At 62.2% G+C, this 20,960-nt stretch carries 15 protein-coding genes and 2 pseudogenes; 1 reads left to right on the top strand and 16 read right to left on the bottom strand.

Annotated elements, in window-relative coordinates:
• Positions 1-11: 11 nt before the first annotated feature.
• From RGV33_RS00785 to RGV33_RS00710, 16 genes and pseudogenes are all read right to left on the bottom strand, one after another.
• Positions 12-1,733, bottom strand: coding sequence for a ShlB/FhaC/HecB family hemolysin secretion/activation protein (locus tag RGV33_RS00785; RefSeq protein ID WP_322142711.1), 1,722 nt, complete (start codon positions 1,731-1,733; stop codon positions 12-14).
• Positions 1,734-2,053: 320 nt separating this feature from the next.
• A complete protein-coding gene (gene pgaD / locus RGV33_RS00780; RefSeq protein ID WP_322142710.1) occupies positions 2,054-2,536 on the bottom strand; it encodes a poly-beta-1,6-N-acetyl-D-glucosamine biosynthesis protein PgaD in 483 nt (160 codons plus the stop codon).
• Positions 2,533-3,879 (bottom strand): poly-beta-1,6-N-acetyl-D-glucosamine synthase, encoded by a 1,347-nt coding sequence (gene pgaC, locus RGV33_RS00775; protein ID WP_322142709.1) that lies wholly within the window; start codon positions 3,877-3,879, stop codon positions 2,533-2,535. Before pgaC ends, pgaD begins: the two co-directional genes overlap by 4 nt.
• A gap of 3 nt (positions 3,880-3,882) precedes the next feature.
• Positions 3,883-5,880 carry a poly-beta-1,6-N-acetyl-D-glucosamine N-deacetylase PgaB gene (pgaB, locus tag RGV33_RS00770; RefSeq protein ID WP_322142708.1) on the bottom strand — a complete coding sequence of 666 codons (1,998 nt, stop codon included), beginning with the start codon at positions 5,878-5,880 and terminating at the stop codon, positions 3,883-3,885.
• 12 nt (positions 5,881-5,892) lie between these two features.
• The gene (gene pgaA, locus RGV33_RS00765; RefSeq protein WP_322142707.1) at positions 5,893-8,346 is read right to left on the bottom strand and encodes a poly-beta-1,6 N-acetyl-D-glucosamine export porin PgaA; all 2,454 of its coding nucleotides are present in this window, start codon (positions 8,344-8,346) and stop codon (positions 5,893-5,895) included.
• A 180-nt stretch (positions 8,347-8,526) separates the two neighbouring features.
• Entirely contained in the window at positions 8,527-10,023 is a 1,497-nt protein-coding gene (locus tag RGV33_RS00760; protein WP_322142706.1) for a YdgA family protein, read from the bottom strand.
• 122 nt (positions 10,024-10,145) lie between these two features.
• Complete coding sequence (locus RGV33_RS00755; RefSeq protein WP_258343094.1) at positions 10,146-10,778, bottom strand: NADH:ubiquinone oxidoreductase subunit N; 633 nt, start codon at positions 10,776-10,778, stop codon at positions 10,146-10,148.
• 81 nt (positions 10,779-10,859) lie between these two features.
• Positions 10,860-12,302, bottom strand: coding sequence for an efflux transporter outer membrane subunit (locus tag RGV33_RS00750; protein ID WP_322142705.1), 1,443 nt, complete (start codon positions 12,300-12,302; stop codon positions 10,860-10,862).
• Entirely contained in the window at positions 12,299-13,189 is an 891-nt protein-coding gene (locus RGV33_RS00745) for an efflux RND transporter periplasmic adaptor subunit (RefSeq protein WP_258343091.1), read from the bottom strand. The genes RGV33_RS00750 and RGV33_RS00745 overlap by 4 nt, the downstream gene beginning before the upstream one ends.
• On the bottom strand, positions 13,186-13,395 hold the full coding sequence (locus tag RGV33_RS00740) for a DUF1656 domain-containing protein (RefSeq protein WP_003218193.1): 210 nt from the start codon (positions 13,393-13,395) through the stop codon (positions 13,186-13,188). Before RGV33_RS00740 ends, RGV33_RS00745 begins: the two co-directional genes overlap by 4 nt.
• Positions 13,392-15,470, bottom strand: a complete 2,079-nt coding sequence (locus tag RGV33_RS00735) for an FUSC family protein (RefSeq protein ID WP_322142704.1) — start codon at positions 15,468-15,470, stop codon at positions 13,392-13,394. Before RGV33_RS00735 ends, RGV33_RS00740 begins: the two co-directional genes overlap by 4 nt.
• Positions 15,467-15,898, bottom strand: coding sequence for a MarR family winged helix-turn-helix transcriptional regulator (locus RGV33_RS00730; protein ID WP_322148591.1), 432 nt, complete (start codon positions 15,896-15,898; stop codon positions 15,467-15,469). Before RGV33_RS00730 ends, RGV33_RS00735 begins: the two co-directional genes overlap by 4 nt.
• Before the next feature lie 154 nt (positions 15,899-16,052).
• Positions 16,053-16,333: pseudogene (locus RGV33_RS00725) on the bottom strand (type II toxin-antitoxin system RelE family toxin).
• Positions 16,323-16,567, bottom strand: a pseudogene (locus RGV33_RS00720) (type II toxin-antitoxin system Phd/YefM family antitoxin). Before RGV33_RS00720 ends, RGV33_RS00725 begins: the two co-directional pseudogenes overlap by 11 nt.
• 90 nt (positions 16,568-16,657) lie before the next feature.
• On the bottom strand, positions 16,658-16,903 hold the full coding sequence (locus tag RGV33_RS00715) for a DUF2789 domain-containing protein (RefSeq protein ID WP_322142703.1): 246 nt from the start codon (positions 16,901-16,903) through the stop codon (positions 16,658-16,660).
• A 74-nt stretch (positions 16,904-16,977) separates the two neighbouring features.
• Positions 16,978-18,585, bottom strand: coding sequence for a glycosyltransferase family 39 protein (locus tag RGV33_RS00710; protein WP_322142702.1), 1,608 nt, complete (start codon positions 18,583-18,585; stop codon positions 16,978-16,980).
• Between the two features lie 209 nt (positions 18,586-18,794).
• Here RGV33_RS00710 and RGV33_RS00705 point away from each other — a divergent pair, with 209 nt between their 5' ends.
• A complete protein-coding gene (locus RGV33_RS00705) occupies positions 18,795-20,957 on the top strand; it encodes an outer membrane assembly lipoprotein YfiO (RefSeq protein ID WP_322142701.1) in 2,163 nt (720 codons plus the stop codon).
• Positions 20,958-20,960: the final 3 nt, after the last annotated feature.

The raw sequence follows: 20,960 nt of genomic DNA, 5'->3' as shown, positions 1-20,960 counted from the left end.
GGGGCGTTGAATTACAGGAAGAAATCCATGCGGAAGTAGATCGGCGCTTCGCGCTCGCTCATCACTGCCGGGCGTTCCAGGGAATGGGCAAAGGTCACGCTGGTGCTGACGTATTTGCCACGGGCGAACAGCTCCAGGGAGTTGCTCGAAACCCGGCCGTGCAGGTTGTCGTTGTAGCGGTCGTTGCGGATAACGCCCTGGTCATAGCCGACGCTGGCACCGTATTCGGCGAAGGCCGGGCGCATCCAGTCCCAGGTCACCGGGCGCGCCCAGCGCACGTCGTTGCGCCAGTAGCCGCCGCTGTCGCCGGTGAGCTGCTGGTCTTTAAAACCGCGCACCGAGGCCGAACCGCCGAGGCTCATGCGCTGCGGGCTGAACAGGATGTCTTCACTGCGTTGGCCGGTGGCCAGGCTGGAAAAACTGAACGACTCGCCCCACAGCGTGAACGGCTGCAAGTAGCTGACAGTGGCGGTGTATTTGCGATAGCGCGCGTTGGGCAAGCGATTGCCGTACTGATCGCGCTCGTTTTCGGCTTGGGCGTCGAAGGCGCCGATACCGTTCTGCATGCCCAGGTCGAGGTTGACGAAAGCATTGCCGATGCGTCGGCCGTGATTGATGCCCAGTTGCAGTTCGCTGAGGCGGTTACTGCTGGGCTCGGTGCGGATGTCGAGGATGTAGTTGTTGGTGCGCAGGTGCGACAGGCCGACGTTCACCGAGGTCTTGCTCACGTCGTCACGATGGATCACCCGCTCGGCGCGCAATTGGTGGTTCTCGTTGTCGCCGTTCTGCTTGAATTTAAAGGCGTTGGTCACGCCATAGGTGCGGTAATCACTCTCGCTGTAGGTGTAGCTGAAGTTCCACCAGCCCCACGGCACGTTGTAGTAGAGCATGGTGTTTTTCGAGGTTTTCTGGTGGTCGCTGACGGCATCGTGGCCGCCACGCAACACCAACTGGTCGGCCAGGCCCAGGGGGCTGTCCCACTCAAGACCCGCGCCCCATTGCTGTTCGCCGGTGCTTTTCTGCCCGTCGTTATTGCGCGACAGGCTCGCGCGCCAGGGCTTTTGCGGGACGTTCTTGACCTGTACTTCACTGCCGCCCACCTGGCTGCCGGGGGTCAGTTCCATTTGCGCCTGCTTGGACGGCAAGCGGTTCAACTGGTCCACCAACTGCTCGATTTCCCGCAGGTTGAGCTGCTCGCCGACCTTGCCGGGAAACGCCATGGCCAGCTCGCGTTGGGACAGGTTGCTGCCGTCGGCACCCTTCAGGCCTTCGAGTTTGCCTTCCACCACCAACACCTGGAGGTGGCCCGTGGAAAGGTCCTGCTGCGGCAGGTAGGCACGGCTGGTGACCATGCCTTTGTCGATGTAGTAGTCAGTGATCGCCTTGAGCACTTGATTGAGCTGGGAGACGCCCAGGCACTGGCCGATATAAGGCTTGAGCAGGCGCTCGCGATCCGTCGCGGGCAGGCTGTCGGCGCCCTTGAGCTCGATGTCTTTGATCGGGAAGCAACGGGTGTCGGCCGGGGTCGCAGGCGCCTGGGGTTTGGCTTCTTTACCGGGCAGGTCCTTGAGTTCTTCAAGGCGCCGGCGCTGTTCTTCCAGCAGACGGTTTTGCCGGTCGCGGATCAGGTCCTGATCGCCAGGCGTAGGCGCCGCCACCGCACTATTGAGTGCGAAGCAAGTCAGCAGGCAAACGCCCAGCAGCAGCCGAGTCCGTGGCAGTAATAAAGACATGTTCGATCCGTCGAAAAAGCGGGGGCCGGCAAACTAACATCGAACTTCCGGTGGGCCAAGATTCTGGCTTAGTTGGAAACTATGATTAGCAGGCCTATAAGTTGCTGATTATTAACAATAAATAAATCATGCAACGCTTAATCGCTTGCAATTGGAATTTTTATTCCGACAAGCGGTAACAGTTTGATACACCTTTAACCGTGGCCCTTACAGTTGCTACTACTTGGCCATCAATCCGGTATCAAGACTGGTTAGTAGCCAAAAGATGAGAAAAGTTCGCGGTTGTTTTGTGAATTGGATCCCATATTTCGGCATCCAGGCTAACCGACTTCCTTGGCCCGCTCCTGCCCCGGCACCCGTTTCAGCCCCGGCCGCTCCACATGCCGCGACACGTGCGCCGTCACTTCCTGCACACCGCCCTCCTGGTCGTTATGAATCACCAGCACACCCGGGCGACGCAGTTGTTCCAGGTCGCCTTCCCCCAGGCTGAAACTGTCGCTCAAGCGCTGGTCGCTCAAGGCCTTGGCCGCCGAGCGCCGCTGGGCAAAGTGCTTGCCACGTCGCTGCTGGTAGCGTGCCCAACTGATCAGCACCACTGCGTTGAACACGGCAATCCACAGGTAGATCTGCAAGGTATCCAGTGCCGCAAAAATCGGCGCATCGATCCGCGGGCCGCCGTGGCTGTCGAGCATCGGCACCAGTCCGCGCACCAGCAAGATAATCAGCCCGGCCCAGGCCAGCAGGGTCAGGAATACGTCGATGGCCCACATCACCGGGCGCTGTTGGGTACGGATCAGGTTCATGGTTGCAGTTCCTTGATGGGGGCTTTGATACCGCGATCCGGGCTGACCCAGCGCGCGCGTTTCTGGTGTTGGCGGAACAGCACTTTGGGGAAGCTGACCAGGGTGGTGAACAGGCTCACCAGCCAGAACACCAACGGGTACCAGACAGTCCAGAACAGGGTTTTCCACAGGCCCTTTTCATAGCGCCGGTCGATCATGATGCTCACCGCGAACTGCACCAGGCACACCACCGCCAGCAGCAGGCCGGTGAAGGCCGGCGGCATCAGCGAGTCGACGGCGATGGCGGCAGGCAGCGTCACCACCTTGCCCACGGCCCAGAAAATCACCGAGAGCAAAAAGGTGAAGGCCCAGCCGGTAGACAGGCAGTACTCGAACAGCAGCGGCCACAGGTAGCGATGGCGCCATTGCCAGATGCCCCGGATGTTCTTGAACAGCACTTCGGCGCCGCCCTGGGCCCAGCGCAGGCGTTGCTTCCACAGGCCGCCGAGGGTTTCCGGCATCAGGATCCAGCACAGCGCGCGGGGCTCGTAGAAGATGCTCCAGTGGTCCAGTTGCAGCTTCCAGCTCACGTCAATGTCTTCGGTGATCATGTCGGTGCTCCAGTAGTCGACCCGGTCCAGGGCCGCCCGCCGAAACGCTACCACCACGCCGGAAACGGTGAAGATCCGCCCGAAGACCCGCTGGGTGCGCTTGATCAAGCCGATGATCGACGAGAACTCGCCCACCTGCACCCGGCCGATCAAGGTGGAGCGCGTGCGAATGCGCGGGTTGCCGGTGACGGCACCGAGACGCGGGTTGTCGAGCATGGGCGCCACCAGGTACGCCGCAGTGTTCGGCGAGAGCAACGCATCGCCGTCGATGCACACCAGGTATTCGCTGCGCGCTGCTACCGCGCCCATGCGCAAGGCCACCGCCTTGCCTTGGTTTTGCGCCAGGTGCAGCACCCGCAGGCGCGGCTCTTTCAGCGCCAGCGCATCAAGCACGGCGGCGGTGTTGTCGCTGGAGCCGTCGTTGATCGCGATCACTTCAATGTTGCGGTATTGCTGGGCCAACGCGGCGCCGATGGTCTCGGCGGCGTTGTCACCTTCGTTGTAGCAAGGGATCAGGATCGAGATCAGCGGTTCGCCGGCCAATACCGGCGCCGGCGTGTCGTCAGCCCATGGCCAGTGGCGTTCCCAGTGCAGCCAGAAGTACAGGCCGCCGGCGATCCACAAGCCGGACATGAACAACGGATAGAAGAATACGAAGTCCATCAGGAACTGCCCGGTGACCAGAAAGATCAGGCCAAGGGGCACACCCAATACCAACGACAAAACGATAAGAGCGAGGATTCTGTCGAACATGAGTCAAGGATTCCACTGGTTGGAAAGGGCCGGACGCACGGTTTTCAGGTCCGGCGAATTCTCCAGGAAGTTGTCGGGGTAGTAGCCAAAACTGGTCACGCCCTGGCGCTTGAGCACGCCCATCCACTCGGCCATTTGCGCGCCGGAAAGGTCCGGGGCGGCCTGGGTGCGCCAGTCCTTGGCTTGCAGCTCGAAGACGGTGCGTTGCAGTGCGCCGGGACGTGCCTTGACGGTGGCCACGAGTTTTTCCAGCCAGGCATTGGAGCCTTTGAGGTCCTGGCCTTCCATCAGCGGCATGGCCATCGGCGCGGTCCAGTCGTAGCTGGTGAGGAAGTCGTCGAGGTTCTGCGCGAACCAGGCTTCACTGCCCGGATTGAGCATCGGCTCGGCGAAGATATTGCGTGCGGTCTGTACTTGCGGGCCGCGCAGCGTGCGGACCTTGGCCGCCAGTTCGTGGGTGAAGTCGATGAGGTAGCGGCTCTTGAAACGCGTCCAGCGCTGCATCACTGCCGGGTCGGCGCGCAGGGCTTCGAGGGTGTCCGGCAGGCCGTTGGCGGCGTAGGCCTTGAGCGCCAACGGGCTGGCATCTTCAAAGTCCGACAGCACCGCGTCGTCGTGGAACAGCACGCCGTCGATGGCACTGGTGCGGGCCAGGTCTTCGTAGATCTCACCGATGATCTGCCGCACTTTCGGATCGAACGGCGACAGGCGCTGGTACTGGTCCGGGTCGATGGCGACCTTGCCGGTTTGCGGGTCCCAACGGGTAACGCGGGGCAGCTTCGAATCGAGGGCGAAACTGAGCACCGGCATCCAGGCAAATACGTTCACGTGGGCCCGGGTGCGCAGTTGCCAGGTGACGCGGTTGAACAGGTCGGCGCGCACCGGCAAATGGCGATTGGGGAAGTACAGCGAACGCACCAGGCCATCGCCCTTGGGGTCGGCGAAAGCCTGCAGGAACACGGTGCTGGCGCCCATGTCGACCACGCGCTGGATCAGCTTGTCGAGGTTGCGCACCTGCTGTTCCGGGTCCGGGTCGTAGACGTTGTCCAGGTCCACATGCAGCACCCGCAGTGGCGCTTCTGTCTGGGTCGCGACGATGGCGTTGGCGTAGTGTTCGCCGTCCGGGTCGGAGGCCACCAGGAAGCGCGGGCTGCTCATCAGGTTGCCGAGGCTGTCGAGACCGTCTTCCAGGGTCAGGGCCATCTGGTAGCCCTGCTCGCCCACCACGGCCAATGAGGTACCGTCGGCCGCGCCATAAGGCCACACCCACACACGCGGCGCCTTGCCAGTGACGGCGCGGATCTTGTTGGAGATAGCCGTCACGTCGGTGCGCATCCGCGCCTGGAACTGCGCTTCGGTTTCGTAGCGATTGGTGGCCGGGTCAAAGCGTCGGGTGGTGGCCGCCGGTTGCAGGTTGCCCTGTGGGTTGGCCAGCACGCCTTTGTGATTGGCGTCGGTGTGCGCGGCGATTTCTACCAGGCCGGATTGGGCGATTTCGCGCACCTGCTGCCAGGTCAGGAAGTCCGAACGCGGCCGTGGCGTGCCGGCGAAATCCACCGACTGGTTCAGCGGCGTATCCACCCATGAGCCCACCGGCGCCAGCAACGCGTGCCAGTTGTAGCTGCGCAGGATCGGCATCACACGGGTGTAGAAGCTCGCGTAGCCGTCATCGAAACTGAGCATGATCGCCTTCGCCGGCAGCTCCGGGCCGCCGTTGCGGGCGGCCAAAATCTGGTCAACGGTGACCGGCTGGTAGCCGTTCTCCCGCAGCCACGCCAGCTGCTCGATCAAGCGCTCGGTGCGCACCGCCACCACAGCCTGGTCGGGGTCGCGGTCCTCGATGTCGTGGTAGGCAATCCCGAGAAAATGGTTCTTCGGCCACGCGGCTTCATTGGCAGGCTTGAGCCGCTCGGCGGGTGGAGTGAAAGGCGCGGGTTGCTGGGCGCAAGCGCTACTCAGCATTAACCCCAGGGCCAACAGGCAACGGGACAAGACAGGCATGATCGGACTCTTCTAGAAGCGGTAGGTGAGGTCGACGATCAGGCGCAGGTCGCTTTCGCGCTCACCGTCATAAGGTCGGCTGATCCAGCTGAGGTTGGCGCCGGTTTCGAGCACGTCGTTCCAGCGAAACCGCTGGCCGTAGCCCACCAATGCAACGCCGCCAGTGCCGTAGTCGCGCTGGCTGTAGGTGCCCGCCCCCACCTGGAACTGCTGGCTCCACTGGGTTTCGTAGCGGTGGTAGAGCACGTGGTTGACGGTGGCCGTGGGCAGCACGCTTACGTCCGAGCGCGGGTTGAAGTACGGCGTGTCTTGCTTGGTGTTGCGGCTGGTGCCGACTTCCAGGCCCAGGTCGACTTGCACACCTGGCGAGCTGTACACGCCCTGGCGACCGGTGAGCAGCGCTTCGAGGCGGTTGTTGCCGTCGCTGAAGTGGGACGGGCTCAGGGCCAGTTTCCATTCACGGCTTTCGTTGGCGCGCCAGCGGATAAAACCGCTGCCGCCGTTGGCAGTAATGTCGGCATTCAGTGCCCGCAACGGGGTGCTGGCGGACAGGTAGTCGAGGCTGGCGCCGTACTGCCATTGGTCATTGATGTCGCGGGCAATCGCGATGCGTGCGCCCTGCTTGTCGCCAAAGCCGTAGGAGTGATTGGACACCTCGGCTTCCAGGGTCATATCGCGGGTGCGCCGCTCTACGCCGAGGCGCTGCCAGCGGTGTTGGCCGGTGCCTTCTTCGAAATCGGCGGTGGCATAGCCGGCACCGCCGAACACGCGCCAGTCTTCATCGATGGGCGGGCTGTAGAGCAAGGTTTCGATGCCGAAATCGCGGCTGCCCGAGACCGCGCCCGCGCCGTTATCGCCGCCACCGTTGCTTTTGCCGGTGTAGGCCTCTACGCGCAATTCGGCCATGTCGTGCACATCCCGCAGGCGGCTGAGGCGCTGCACCTGGCGGTTGTCCGGGGCGCGGTCGACCACGTCGTCGGTGAGTGCGTCGAGCTGGCGCCACTCCTGTAAATCCAGCGCGGTGTGGCCTTGGGAGACTTCCAGGCCAACGTCACGCGGAGCCTGGGCTTCGGTTTCCTTGAGGGTGTTTTCGGCGCGCCGTGGCCAGTCGCGGGCACGGTACATATCGGCCTGGGCCAGGCGCAGGCCGATATTGCCGGGCGCCTGTTGCACCAAGGCTTCCAGGCCTGTTTCGCTGGCGGGCAGGTCGGCGCCATAGGTGCCGGCCTGGGCGGCCAATTGTTGGGCGTCCATCCAGGCGTCGTTGGGGTTGCCAATGGGCAGGCCCTTGAGCTCGACCCGGGGTTTCTGGGTGCTCGCCAGGTTGTCCGCGACTTCGCGGGCTTCCACCACTTGATCGTTTTCGAGCAAGGCGTAGAACAGCGCGGTGCTGTCTTCGACGTGATCGCCAGCATCGGCGTCGCTTGCTGCAAGTGCCTGGCGATACAGCGGCGCTGCGTTTTCCGGCAGGCGCTGGTCGAGGTAGGCGGCGGCAACCCAGCGCAGGGCGTAGGTCGGCAGTTGCACGCCTTCACTCTTGAGCACTTCGTAATCGCGGATCACCTCGGCAGTGCGCGCCCGGGCTTTCAGCGCGCCCAGGCGGTCGATGCGCCAGCGCACCACGTCGTCATGGGCGCTGGCATCCGGTGTCCAGGTGGTGAGCAGTTGGTCGTAATCCTTGAGGGCACGGTCGGCGATGACGTAGCGCTCTTTTTCACTGCGAGTCGCGAACTCAGCCATGCGCACACGCTCGGCAGCCAGGTCGCCTTCGAGGCGGCGTTGGGTGACCGGGTCCAACAGGCCAGGGCGCCGGGCAGCGAGGCGCAGGGCCGGCTCCGGCAGACGCGCGCGTTGCAGGGCGACGATGTATTCGCGGGCGACTTCGGGTGTGTTGCCGGCACGGATAAAGGCCTGGTCGAATTCGAACAGCGCGTCATAGGTGGAACCGGCACGGGTCAAGGCGTAACCCAGGGCCATGCGGCGGTCAACATCGTCGGGTTTGGCAGCCACCAGGGCGCGGGTGCGCTGCACAGCTTCGGCAGTTTGCCCGGCGTCTGCCTGGGTCAGGGCCAGGCCCAGTTGCAGGTCCGGGTTATTCGGCGCGCGCAGCAACGCCTGGCGATACACGGCAATCGCCGGTTCCCAACGCTGTTGGTTGCGATAAGTGCGGGCGACGGTGGCCAGCGCCTGGGTGGTGAGGACGCGACTGCGGCCCTGGGCCTCGTAGACCGTCAGTACCTCGGCGTCCTGGCGCGCCCAGCTGGCAATCAACAGGTGATCGCTGACCTGCCCCGGCGTCTGGCGCTCGGCGGGCAATTGACGCAACAGATTAAGGGCCGGGCCGTAGTTGCCGCTGCGGGCCTGGTTGATCAGCGAATCATAGGCAGCATCGGCCGACGCCACGACGGGCCACAGCAGCTGGCTGCACAGGGCCAGGCGGATAAACGGATGAACATTACGCGACATATCGTCAGCTTCCTTCCACGGAAAGCTGTAGCGATAAATTCACCTGGAGGGCACACCAGGCGACCGGTATCTAATGACCCGGCCAAGCTTTCCTGGGGCGCAATATCCTTGAGAGGGGTACAAAAAAGGCCAATTCAGAACAATTGTTCAGAATTGGCCTACATCACTTTGAGCCGAGTCTTATTGAGCGCCGCTGACCGCGCCGATCTTGCCCAGCACGAAGCCAATGAATTGCTCGACGGTCATTTTCTGCCCGTTGAAGGTCACTTCATTGTTGGCGTAGTGCAGCTTGGACACGATATCGGTGCCCACCAAAGTCGCCAGTTGAGTGCCCACGGCCATGCCGCTGATCATCTCGCTGGCCATCTGGGCTTGCTGCTCGATGGCTTTCGGGTCGGTCACACCACCGATCTGCGCCTGCAGGCCGGCGACGTCCTGGATCATCGGCTTGGACAGCGTCAGGTTGGCGTCCAGCAGCGCAACGATCTGCTTGCCCAGCTCAACCGACGGCAGGTCCATGCTCGATGGCTTGGCCAGGTCTACCACCAGGTTGAAGCGGCTCTCGCCATTGGTGGTTTTCAGCGACAGGTTTTCCACCGCCACTTGCGGCTTGGCAGACAGCAGTTGGTCGACATTGGCCTGGGCGAGGGTCTGCTCGGCTTCAGTCAGTTGCAGCTCAGGCACGGGCTGGCCGGCAGCGGCTGCCGCTTGAGCCGGCTGCACTTTTTCCTGGTAGAGCTTGGTCAGCACCAGCATCGAGGGGATGTCGACGTTCTTCATGCTCACCGCCATGGCCGCCGAACCGACAGGCTTGCCCTGGTAACCGATCTCGTCGATCTTGTAGTCGACACGGCCAGCCAGGTTGTTGTCCTTGGTTTCGCTGCTGTCTTTCTGCTCAAAGTTCTTAAGGGTCAGCACGGCTTGCTGCGGGCCGAAGGTGACCTTGGTGTTGGTCAGCTCGACAGTGTTTTGCCCGGTGTAGAAACCAAAAGTGGTTTTTTCCAGGTTACTGGCGATGGTCAGGCCACTCAGTTCAGCGTCCAGCTTGGCGTTGTTGGCGTCAATGACCGAGACCTTGAGGCTGTCCATGTAGCCGCTGGCCTTGACCTTCTTGCCTTCGGCAGTGGAGTCGAAGTCCAGGTTGGCGCCGGAGAAGCTCACGGCCGACTTGTCGTCCTTGAGGTCCAGGGGCAGCAGTTCGATGTTGCCGGTCACCGAGCGGTCATAGCCGATGTTGGCCACGCCTTTGAGCGGTGATACGTCTTTGCTGGCGGCGAACCATTTTTCGGTGGTGGGGTTTTTCTCAAGTTCGTAGTGACTGGTGGCCATCACCGGCAGCCACTTCAGCGACACCAGGCGCGAGAACGGCAGCGGGCCGTGTTCGATATGGTCGACGAACAGCAGTTCGGTGTCCTGGTGGTTTTCGCCGAACACCGCGCCCTGGGCCTTCAGGCGATAGTGGGCGGTGCTGCTGAACAGCTGGCGGTCGAGGGAGACCAGTTCCAGGGTCACGGTACCGTCGACGCCGGCCATGGAGGTCTGCAGTTCCTTGTTGGCATCCTGGATGGCAGTTTGCAGTACCGGCTCCAGTTGCTTGCCGGTGTACCAGGCACCGCCTGCGCTGATTGCACCGATGGCGACGACGATACCCAAGAGAACGACTGCTGGCTTATTCATGTAGTGACCTGATCAAATCCTGTGAAGTGGGCTGTCTTCCCTGAACCCCGAAGGGTGTCGGCTCAAGCCCGCCGAAATCCGGGGAAGATTAGCATAGGCACCCAATCACAATGAAAGGTCCCTCAGGAATACTCGGTTTCGATCTCATCGAGCTGATGATCAAAGCTCTTCAGGCGCGCCGTCCACGTATACACCAGCACTTCAAACTCGCGGTGAATCACCGCATTGCCCGGCGTATCCGACTTGGGATCATAAAAATCCAGCTGGTAACGCTCCCGCGCCATCGCGGTGGCCACGTCGGATAATTCCCGCGCGTTATTCAGCCAATGCCGTCCGTCGGCGACCTGCCGGTCGAGCATCACGCATTGTTTCTTCAGGGCTTCGAGGCTTTTTTCCAGCGGCGTGCCGGTCAGTTCACCCATGACTTCCTGAAAGGTGCGCCCCGGCTGCCAGTAGCTGCCCCAGAAGTAGCGGTCGAACACCGTCTCGACCCGGCGCAGGGCGACTTTGGTGTCCCAGATCGCCACGCGGGTCTTGCCTTGTTCGAGCAGTCGTCGCTTGATTCGCTGGCCTTGGTAGGTGGCCCAAGCCACCACGCCGATGGACAGCACCGCAATCAGCGCGCTGGCGCTGTCGAGGAACACCATGGCCTTGTCGATTTGATGGGCCAGCATGATGCCGTAGAAGTAAGTCGCCGATAGCAACACCAGTGCGAAGAACACGCACCAGAAAGCGGGAGCATAAGGGTTTTTCATTATTGTAATCCCCATGAGCAAACGCGAGCAGTGACCAGCAGGCCGTCACGGCAGCCTGCTGTTCAAAGCATAGCAATCAGCTCAGGGTTTGCTGGCTTGTGTGGCTTGCGTTCGTCCACTTTCCCAGCCGCCGCCCAGGGCCAGGAACAAATCGATCTGGCTCATGGCAACCTGAGTGTTTGCCGCTGCCAACTGCGCCCGCACATCGGTGTAGGTGCGAGTGGCTTGCAGGTCGGCCAGGAACGACGCACGGCCGGCCTGGAAGAACCGGTGTGTCTGCTCTGCCGCCTCTTTGGCCGACGCGCCGGCATCGGCCAACGCGTCGCGGCGTTGCAGTTGCGCGGTGTATTGCGCCAGGCCCGTCTGGGTTTCGCGGATGGCGTTGAGCACCACGCCGTCAAAGTGCGCCAGGGCGCCCTGGGTCGCGGCTTCGGCTTCGTGGATGCGCGCTCGTGCACCGTTGGTCGGCAGCGTCCAGCTGATCAGCGGGCCAAAGCCCCAACGGTTGGTGGCCGGCGTGCCCAGGTCATCCAGGATACCGACGGTGCCCACGGTGGCGCCGATGCTGATATCCGGGTACAGCGCGCCGGTGGCCACACCGATGCGTGCGGTGGCAGCCGCCAGTTGGCGTTCGGCCTGGCGCACATCAGGGCGGCGCTTGAGCAGCGTGGCGCCGTCGCCTACCGGCAGTAACTGCGCGATATGCGGCAGCTCGGCGCATTGGGCGGTGCCGGCCGGCAGTTGATTCAGCGGCTTGGCCAGCAACATCGACAGGCGGAACAACCCGGCCTGGCGCAGTGCTTCATAACGCGGCATTTCGGCGCGCAAGGATTTGTATTGGGTTTGCGAACGGGTGACCTGGGTTTCATCGCCGCGCCCGGCGTCCCGCAGGCGCTGGGTCAGGTGCGTGCTCTGGGCTTGCAGGTCCAGTGATTCGTTGGCAATCGCCAGCTCTTCGTTGGCCGCGCACACTTGGGTGTAGGAGCGCACCACATCCGCCACCAAGGTGATGCGGGCGATATCGGCAGCCGCCTGGGCCGCATCGGCAGTGGCCTGGGAGCTTTCGATGCCGCGCTGCAAGGTGCCGAACAAATCGAACTGGTAGGAAGTGCTGATGCTGGCACTGCCGATATTCGCCACCGGGACTTTTTCCGTCAGCAAGTAGGCCTCACCGGACTCTTGCAGGCGCTGGGCTTCCGCCTTGGCGCCAGCACTCCAACCCCCGGCAGACTCGGCTTGCTGCACCTGATAGCGCGAGCGCTGCAAGTTGGCCGCGGCCACCCGCAAGTCGGTGTTGGAGGCCATGGCCTGCTCCACCAGTTTATCCAGACGTGGGTCTTGATAGAGCTTCCACCAATCCGCCGGCACCGGCGCCGACACCACATTGTTGCCCTCCCCGGCCAACTGGCCCTGAAGGTCACCGCGGTTCACGGCCGCCTTGTCGGGCAGCTTGTAATCGGGCCCCACCACTTGGCAGGCCGACAGCAACAACCCCAGCCCGGCGGTTGCTAAAAGCCGTTTCATGGCTGGTTCTCCGACGTGGGTTTGTCACCGATGATCGACACGGTGGCGGTACGCCCGGCAATCATGCGGAAGTCTGCCGGTACGTCGTCAAACGCGATGCGCACTGGAATCCGCTGGGCCAGGCGCACCCAGCTGAACGCCGGGTTGACGTTGGGCAGCAGGTTGGAGCCGCTGGTGCGGTCGCGGTCTTCGATCCCGGCCACGATGCTTTGCACATGCCCGCGCAGGCGAGCGTTGTCGCCGATCACGCGGATGTCGACGCTCTGGCCAACGTGAATGCCATCGAGCTTGGTCTCTTCAAAATAACCATCGATGTGGAAGGAGTTGCTGTCCACCACCGACAACACCGGGCGCCCAGCGGTCACGAACTCCTGGTTACGCGGTGCACGGTCGTTGATGTAGCCGTCCACGGGGCTGCGGATCACCGAGCGGTCCAGGTTGAGCTGCGCGGCATCCACCGCCACTTGCGACTCAGCCAGGGCCGATTGGGCACGGGCCACGCGGGACTGGCTTTCTTCCAGTTGCTCGCTGGCCACCAGGTTGCCAAGGCCGCGGTTACGCTTGTTCTCGCGCACGGCCTGGGCCAGGGTTTCCTGGCGGTCGGCCACAGCGGCCTGAGCTTGGCGCAAGGCCAGCTTGAAGCGGTCCTGGTCGACGGAGAACAACACCTGGCCGCGCACCACCAACTGGTTGTCGCGCACGTCCACTTGCTGGATCAGCCCGGACACGTCCGGGGCGATCTGCACGATGTCGGCACGGATGTGACCGTCACGGGTCCACGGCGCGAACATGTAGTACATCACCATGCGCCACACCACGACGCAGGCGAAGGTCACCACCAATAACGTCAGGACTACACGGCCGATGGTCAAAAAAGGTTTTTTCATGTCATGAGGTATCGACTGAGTGAGTCCACTGCGCCCAGCAACAGAGCGTAGAGACCCACATTGAACAATGCCCGGTGCCAGACCAGGCGATAGAAGTGGACGCGGGTCAACAGCCCGTGCACCACCAGGTACAACACATACGTAATGCCCATCAGCACCAACAGCGTGGGCAGGAACACCCCGCTGATATCCAGATCACCGATCATAAAGGCGCTCCATCGGGTAACGGCGCTTCAATCTCTGTGCCGCCAAGAAATTCCACGCCGGGCAACAGCGCCAGGCGCAAGCCGCTGAGGGCGTGCAGCAAGTGCAGGCGGGTTTCGTCCTCGCCTTGCAGGCCCTGGCCGTTGAGGGCGCGGCGGGTACGGTCGAGGGTCATCAGCAGACCACTGGGGGCCGGCAGACGTTCACCGGCCTTGAGGCAGGCCTTGAAGTAACCGCCGACGCCTTCCACCACCTGATTCAACAGCACCCGCGGGACGCCGAGGATGCGCGGCGAGTACGCCAGCAGGTCCAGCAGGTTCAGCGCCACCCGAACTTCGCGCAGGGCGATGCCGGTGTCTTGGCCGGTCATGGCCAGGCGCGGCAAATGTTGCATCAGGCGGTCGAGCATTTGCACGCCCATCTTGCGGTGCTCGGCCAACGTCGCAGGCTCGGTGAGGGTGACGATGTCACGCCAACTGAAACGGGTCAGGCGCTTGGCCGCCAGTTCGGCGCCGAACGGCCGGGCGATCAGGGTCCAGACGAAGGCGAACAACAAGCCCACCGGGCCCGCCAGGTTGGAGTTGGCGAAGGCCAGGAAGTCCGCATCATAGGCGCCCTGGATGCTGATGAACGACGAGGTGTTGACCAGCGTCAGCAGCATGCCGAGGTAGAAACGCGGCTGTACCGTGAGCGTGCCGATGCAGATAAAGGGCACCGCAAACGCCAACACCAGCATCGGGAAATCGTGCAGGTTGGGCAGCACCAGAAACAGGTACAGGCTGGCGAACAGCACCGACATCGCCGTCCAGAAAAAGAACCGGTAGATCTGCGGCGCAGGGTCGTCCATGGAGGCGAAGAAGCTGCAGGCGACTGCCGCCAGGATCACCGCGCTGCCGCCGTCGGTCCAGCCCAGCAGGATCCACAGCACCGAGGCGACGATGATCGCCGTGACGGTGGAAAACGCCGAGTAGAACATCAGGCCACGGTCGAGAAATGGCGTCAGCCGGCCCAGGCGCCAGTGGCGGTAGACTGCGCGCCAGCTGTCCTGGCTTTCGCACTGGATAGCGGCCTGCAGGCTGCGGCAGTCTTGCCACAAATCCACCCACTCGCCCAGGCGATACAGGGCGTTGGAGAACAGCAACTGGTGGCGATCGTCCAGGGCTTCGGCGTCGGGTTGCAGGGCTTCGATCTGGTCACGCAAGGCGCGCCAGCGTTCGATAGGCGCGTCCTGTCGCGTGCCATCCAGCCACTCGATGGCGGCGTTCAGCAGCGGCGTGAAGCGCTCGAGCAGTTCCGGGGCGCGGTGTTCCAGGGCGTACACGGCGTCGTCCAGTGCGTCGATCACCGGCAGCAGGTGGATCATCCGCCCGCGCAGTTCCTTGGTATTACGCACTGTTTGCGGCCGCGAGCCCTCGTGGGGCAGTTGGCCGATCATCAATTCCAGGGTGTTGAAGGTGGCGACCATGCCGCCGCGCAGGGTGCTGATTTCTTCGGGCTGCACGTTACGGCTGAGAAAGCGTTGGCTGTAGACCTGCGCGTCGGCGAACCACTTGCTGACCGAGTCATCGAACACCGGCGCCAGGCGCCGCGGCCAGAACATCGCCCCCACCACCGCCGCCACGGCGATGCCGAGGAAGATTTCTTCGGTACGCGCTTCGGCCACATCCCACACCGCCAGCGGGTTATCCACCACCGGCAGGGCGATCAGCGGCAAAGTGTAGCCGGCCAGCATCAGCGCATAGCTGTTGGCAGTGCGCAGGTGCAGGGACAGGAACAACAGGATCCCGGTCCACAGCGCGATCACCACCACCAGCACGTAGGGCGTCTGCACAAACATCGGCACAAAAAACACCGCAGCGGCCGCGCCCATGAAGGTACCGACCGCGCGGTACAGCGCCTTGGAACTGGTAGGGCCGACAAACGGGCTGGAAACGATGTACACCGTGGCCATCGCCCAGTATGGACGCGGCATCTGCATCAACATGGCGATGTACAACGCGATCATTGAAGCGGCGAATGTCCTGACGCCGTAGAACCAATCCCTGGCCGGCGGCATGCCGGTAAAAAATCCGTTCAAGAACTCACAACCATGGGATGTTGATTGGCGCCTTCGAAGGCCCGCAGTACACGCAAAGCAGCTTCCAGGTCATCGGGGGCGATGGTCGCCAGCACTTCGCGGCGCAGGCGCACCAGTTGCTCTTCCACCGCCTGCACCAGCTCGCGGCCACGCTCGGTGAGGCTCAAGGCCTTGGCGCGGCGGTCGTGGATGTCTTCGGTGCGGCACACGTAGCCGGAGCCGCACAGCTGGTCCAACAGGCGCACCAGGGACGGGCTTTCCATCCCGGCGGCCTGGGCCACCTTGACCTGATGCACACCGTCGCCGAGGCGGCCGATCATCAGCAGCGGCACGGCGCAGGCTTCGGAGATGCCATAGCTCACAAGCGTGGTCTGGCAGATTTTGCGCCAGGTCCTGGCACCTACCACCATGCTGCTGCTGATGTTCATCTGGAGTTGTTCGAGGGTCTGGGACACTGGACTCTTCGCATACAGTTAGTTTGCTAACTATCAATATGGTCGATGGATCCAAAGCAGTCAAGTTTTGATACAAATTTGCGGATAGGTGGCGAGCAGATTCGTTCTGATTTTTGTGATCCGTCGCTCAACGTTTCTTCGCGCGCTCATAAACGGCACTGCGTTCACGCTTACCACGGCAACAACCGAAACTACAACCCTCTCTTCAATGACTTGGTACACCAGTCGATACCCGGAGGCCTGCAACTTGATTTTGTAGCAATCAGGCATCCCATGCAGTGAGTCTGAAGGGACTCGGGGCAGCCCGATGCGCTCTGCCAGTTTCTTTTTGAATTGCTCGCGTAACGTATGCCCCAGCTTGTCCCATTCCTTTCGCGCAGAAGGCAGGAACTCAAGTTTATAGGTCATCCAGGTTCACTGGCACGGGTGTCTCGTGGCGGCGAGAGCGAACCAGATCCGCCAGGTCCAGATCGTCCAGCCGCTCCATCATCGCCTCGAAAACATCGGCGGGAACCATGTATCCCATAACGCGGTTGTGATTGAGCACAGCAACTGCCCCACCGTGAGCGCCGCTCATGACGGCAGAGGGGTTTTTTTCAACTCGGAAACACTGACAGCCATATCGGCCAGAACACTTTGCATAATAAAGACCTCAATTAAGTACTTTATTCTGGTCTATTTAAAGGCGACGTAGCAACATGGAAATTCTCTTAAAGAGCGTTAAGCCCAGGATTACACCCCGCGCCCCTCTCTCAACCACAAATTCAACTCGTCCACCACCTCTGCCCAATCCGCATCCTCCAAAATCTCTTCACGCAAAAACGCCCTCTGGCCTGGCGTCCAGAAAAACGCATCTGCCAGGTGCAGTTCGGGTTTGAGTGGGGAATGCACAGCGATAAAACGCTCGATGCTCACCGGGTCGTCCGATAAACCGAGCTGTTTGAACAACGACGGCAAGCTGTGGACTGGGGATTGCATGGTGTGCTCCTGCAGAAGGGGTTCACCTGAGTCTAGCCTCCCAGGCGAACATAAACTCTGCGCAGTGGCACCGATTAGTCGCAGCCATCCCTGTGAACGCCCGCCGGCGCGTTACACAGCACAAACAGTCGGGCCCGTGCACCTCCGCCATCCTGCTGGCTGAGATGGCGCCATCCTGCCGGCAATGGGGCAAAATCATCCGGGCCATCAGCGGCGCTGATCAGCCACACACGCTGGATATCGGCCGGCAATGCCGACAGGCGATCCAGGTAAATTCGCCCGCCATCCTGCTCCACCAAAGTGCCAAAACCATAGGCGTTCGGCCGCGTCGATTTGCCCGCGGCGGTCGGCGGTGTGAAAAGCTGCAACTGGGCGTCGGTCTCGTCGTAATAGACGTAGGGCAGGTACCACAGCATGTCGCTGATGACGATGCGGTCATCTTCCTGGTAGTTGCGATTGACGAACTCCACCACCACGTTGAATTGATCATGCTCATCAACGGTGGAGTTGGTCTTCACGCCCACCCACTCGACCCCGACGAACAGCACGAAGGTTGCTGCCGCTACAAGTGGCAGGCGCGGTGACAGACGGTCGACGGCCAACGCCACGATGATCGGCAAACTCATCGCATAGGCCGTGAGATACCGCTCGATAAACACCGGGGAAATAAACGAAACCCCATAGACCAGCAGTACCGGCAGCATGAAGAACAGCGCCAACAGCCAGCCAAAGCGATAGCGGCTTTGGTCGCGCCAGGCGGTTACGCCCACCAGCGCCAGCAGCAACAACGGAAAACCGACAAACAGTGGCCGCCACACGTGGTCGCCCGGGTCCTGAATTAGGAACTGCCACACCATTGATGGCACGGAATACAGGTTGACCGGGTCTTCCCAGCCAATATCACCGCCCACCTTGAGTTCTTCGGTGTGCTGCACCAGGCCCAGTAAATTCGGCAGCCAGGGCAAGTACAGCAGCACAATCATCACGTTGGCCAACCACCAGCCCGGACGTGTGACGAGGCGCAAGCCGCCGGCCCGTGGCTGGCGCAGCAATACCAGCCAGGCCCAGTGCACCAGCACGCACAACGCGGTGAAGTAATGCGTATAGAAAGCCGCCGTCATCAACAGCGCATAGGCCACCAGATAGCGCGACCGCTCAGGCTGGCGGACCCAATACACCAATGCCAGGGTGGCGGCCAGCAGCCACACGCCCAGCAGCGAATACATCCGCACTTCCTGGCTATAGCGCACCGCCGTGGGCAGCAACGCCAGCAGGATCCCGGCCAGTACCGCCGCGCGGCGGGTCGCAATCAGGCGCGTCAGCCAGATTCCCAGGCCCACGGCGACCACACCGGGGATCGCACTCATGCTGCGCAGGGAGAAAACACTGTCGCCAAACACCTCGATCCACCCGCGCAGCATGAAGAAATACAGCGGCGGGTGAACGTCATGGGCGGCGTGAAACCACAGGTCTTCCAGGGAATACTCGGCGAGCAGCAGGCTTGAGCCTTCATCGCCCCAGATCGCGGAGGCGGTCAAACCATAGAAACGCACGGCCATGGCCAATGCCACCAGCGGCACCCACCACAACCGAACCAGCCAGCCGGCATTCTCCCACAGGCCAGGATTGAGCACGGGCAATGCCCCGGCCTTGTTGTCTTGTTCCGCCACAGAGCGTCGCACCTCTACTTCCTCACCCACTTCCAAACCTACGCTTGCGCGAACACCCGCCACTCTAGGTCAAAAGGCCTCGATTCGCCCGCTGTTTTGCGCGATTTGAACCGCCATCCGCCAATCGGACAATTCTGAATTTTGCGCGAGGCGTCTCCGATGCTTTGGCCGGATCAGGCTATGATTGCTGCCTTCCATGGATTCAGGATCAAGGACACTTCATGCGTATCGGTTTTCTGTCACCCCTGGCACTGACACTGCTCGCCACCGTGCCCTTTCAGACCCACGCCAGTGCCGATGACTCGTGCTACCCCGACTGGCGGGTATCGCGCAACAGCCTGGACGTGTGCAGCAACCTGCCGTTCCTGAGCCCGGGTAATGACAGCCGGGTGAACCTGCGGCTGCTGCTGGCAGACAAGAACGTCATGCCGCTGGCGCCCAATGCCCTGGGCGAGCAGGACTTTTCCGAAGGCTTTGGCCCGGTGCCGTTCCCGGTGTATCGCCTCTCGCCCGCAACCGATGAGCCCGACAACAAGCCCGACGATTCGCGCACCGCCGAACTGGATGAACTGCTCAACCCGCTGGGCATCAAGCGCGATGACTACAAGACTGCCGGTGAAGCCTTCCTTTCCGGCGAAGGCAGCCGTTGCCGCAGCAACGCCGACGACAGCGCCGCCGCGTTTATCAGCCAGGCGGTGAAAGCCGATGTGCCGCAAGCCGAACGCCAATTGCTGGCCAAACTGCGCTTGCAGATGCTCGCCAGTTGCTCCTCGGATGGCATCGCCGCGAGCGAAGCCGGCCAGCTTAAATCGGCAGATGGCCAGGCATTGCTGGTCTACCTGCAAGCCGCCGGCGACTTTTACAGCGGGCGCTTCAGCGACGCGCAAAAAGGCTTTGCCGGGCTGACAGCCAGCGCGTTGCCCTGGCTCAAGGAAACGGCGCTATACATGACTGCGCGCACCGCGCTGAACGACGCCCAGCAAAATGCCTTCGATGAATACGGCACGCCGTCGCTTGAGCATGTGGATAAGTCTGCCCTGCAACGCGCCGAGACGGGTTTCGATGAGTACCTGAAAACTTATCCACAGGGCGAATACGCCGCCTCCGCCCGTGGCCTGCTGCGCCGGGTGCACTGGCTGGCGCCCAACCCCGACAAGCTGGCAAACGACTTCGCCTGGCAACTGACCCAGGCCACCGATGCCCAGCGCAACGTGTCGCTGGATGAACTGGTGCAGGAAGCCGACACCAAATTGCTGACCAGCACCACGGTACCGGTGGGCAACCCGTTGATCCTGGCCCTCAACGACCTGATGTGGATGCGCGCAGGTGAACCGCCAAGGCTCACTCGCGAAGCCCTTGACGGGCAAAAATCGATTTTTGCTCAGGAACCGGCGCTATATGCCTACGTGCAAGCGGCGTTTGCCGTGTACGTCGAGCATCAGCCCGACCGCGCCTTGAAGCTGTTGCCACAAGACATACCGTCGAATCTCGATTATTTCGCCTTCAGCCAGCAAACCCTGCGCGGCCTGGCGCTGGAAGCCAGGGAAGACTGGAAATCCGCCGAGGCGTTGTGGCTGCAACTGCTGCCGCTGGCCAAACAACCGCTGCAACGCGACCAGCTTGAACTGGCACTGGCGATGAACTACGAGCGCAGCGGCCAACTGGCCAAGGTGTTCGCCGCCGACTCGCCGATTAACGCCAGGCAGGTGCGCTATATCCTGCTGCGCAACGTCGCCGGCCCGGAGTTGCTGCGCCAGCAGCTTGCGAACGCCAGCGACCCGATCGAGCGCCAGACCGCGCAATTCACGCTGCTCTATAAAGACCTGCTGCGCGGCCAATTCGAGACCTTCGCCGAGGACCTGAAACAACTGCCCGCCTCGGTTCCCGACGACAAGCTCGGCACCAGCCTGGGTTACGTCTACAGCGGCGGCCAGTCGTTGACGCTGTTTCGCTGGAACGGTGACAAGGCCGAGTCCGGCTACACCTGCCCGAACATCGCGCAAATCGCCAGCACCCTGCAGGCTGACCCGGAAAACCCCAAAGGCCTGAACTGCCTGGGTGAATTCATCCTGCGTAACGGCCTGGACGGCATGCCGCTGGAGCAAGCGCGCTCCGCCGGCAGCCTGGGCAGTACCGCCTCGCCTTTCAAGGGTGAAACCTTCTCGCGACTCGAAGGCTACAAAGTGGTGATTGGCAACACCAAGGCCCCACACAACGACAAGGCCTACGCACTGTTTCGCGCCATCAACTGCTATGGGCCTTCGGGCTATAACAGCTGCGGTGGCGAAGACGTCGACAAGGCCGTGCGCAAAGGCTGGTTCCGCCAGCTGAAAACCGGGTTTGCCGACACCCAGTGGGCCAAATCGCTGCAGTACTACTGGTAAACC

The organism is Pseudomonas sp. Bout1 (genome assembly GCF_034314165.1).
GTDB lineage: Bacteria > Pseudomonadota > Gammaproteobacteria > Pseudomonadales > Pseudomonadaceae > Aquipseudomonas.
This window is presented reverse-complemented; position numbering and strand designations above follow the sequence as displayed.

Coding starts and splice junctions, on each gene's coding strand:
- RGV33_RS00785 (WP_322142711.1), bottom strand. CDS start 1,733: ATGTCTTTATTACTGCCACGGACTCGGCTGCTGCTGGGCGTTTGCCTG.
- pgaD (WP_322142710.1), bottom strand. CDS start 2,536: ATGAACCTGATCCGTACCCAACAGCGCCCGGTGATGTGGGCCATCGAC.
- pgaC (WP_322142709.1), bottom strand. CDS start 3,879: ATGTTCGACAGAATCCTCGCTCTTATCGTTTTGTCGTTGGTATTGGGT.
- pgaB (WP_322142708.1), bottom strand. CDS start 5,880: ATGCCTGTCTTGTCCCGTTGCCTGTTGGCCCTGGGGTTAATGCTGAGT.
- pgaA (WP_322142707.1), bottom strand. CDS start 8,346: ATGTCGCGTAATGTTCATCCGTTTATCCGCCTGGCCCTGTGCAGCCAG.
- RGV33_RS00760 (WP_322142706.1), bottom strand. CDS start 10,023: ATGAATAAGCCAGCAGTCGTTCTCTTGGGTATCGTCGTCGCCATCGGT.
- RGV33_RS00755 (WP_258343094.1), bottom strand. CDS start 10,778: ATGAAAAACCCTTATGCTCCCGCTTTCTGGTGCGTGTTCTTCGCACTG.
- RGV33_RS00750 (WP_322142705.1), bottom strand. CDS start 12,302: ATGAAACGGCTTTTAGCAACCGCCGGGCTGGGGTTGTTGCTGTCGGCC.
- RGV33_RS00745 (WP_258343091.1), bottom strand. CDS start 13,189: ATGAAAAAACCTTTTTTGACCATCGGCCGTGTAGTCCTGACGTTATTG.
- RGV33_RS00740 (WP_003218193.1), bottom strand. CDS start 13,395: ATGATCGGTGATCTGGATATCAGCGGGGTGTTCCTGCCCACGCTGTTG.
- RGV33_RS00730 (WP_322148591.1), bottom strand. CDS start 15,898: ATGAACATCAGCAGCAGCATGGTGGTAGGTGCCAGGACCTGGCGCAAA.
- RGV33_RS00715 (WP_322142703.1), bottom strand. CDS start 16,903: ATGCAATCCCCAGTCCACAGCTTGCCGTCGTTGTTCAAACAGCTCGGT.
- RGV33_RS00705 (WP_322142701.1), top strand. CDS start 18,795: ATGCGTATCGGTTTTCTGTCACCCCTGGCACTGACACTGCTCGCCACC.